General features: G+C 47.8%; 1 rRNA gene. It reads left to right on the top strand.

Features of this window, described 5'->3' with window-relative positions:
• Positions 1-634: ribosomal RNA gene (locus tag E2E34_RS37760) — 23S ribosomal RNA — on the top strand; the annotation flags it as partial.

Here is a 634-nt window from a genome sequence, read left to right on the forward strand (position 1 = left end):
AACGTGGACATTTGAATGAAGAGCTTTTAGTGGGCCATTTTTGGTAAGCAGAACTGGCGATGCGGGATGAACCGAACGTGAAGTTAAAGTGCCGGAATACACGCTCATCAGACACCACAAAAGGTGTTAGTTCATCTAGACAGCCGGACGGTGGCCATGGAAGTCGGAATCCGCTAAGGAGTGTGTAACAACTCACCGGCCGAATAAACTAGCCCTGAAAATGGATGGCGCTCAAGCGTTTTACTTATACTTCACCGTCAGGGTTGATATGATGCCCTGACGAGTAGGCAGGCGTGGAGGTCAGTGACGAAGCCTTGGCTGTAAAGCTGGGTAGAACGGCCTCTAGTGCAGATCTTGGTGGTAGTAGCAAATATTCAAATGAGAACTTTGAAGACTGAAGTGGGGAAAGGTTCCATGTCAACAGCAGTTGGACATGGGTTAGTCGATCCTAAGAGATGGGGAAGCTCCGTTTCAAAGACTTGATTTTTCAAGTCACCATCGAAAGGGAATCCGGTTAAAATTCCGGAACTTGGATATGGATTCTTCACGGTAACGTAACTGAATGTGGAGACGTCGGCGTGAGCCCTGGGAGGAGTTCTCTTTTCTTCTTAACAGCTTATCACCCTGGAATTGG

The organism is Streptomyces albidochromogenes, from assembly GCF_005981925.1.
GTDB lineage: Bacteria > Actinomycetota > Actinomycetes > Streptomycetales > Streptomycetaceae > Streptomyces > Streptomyces albidochromogenes.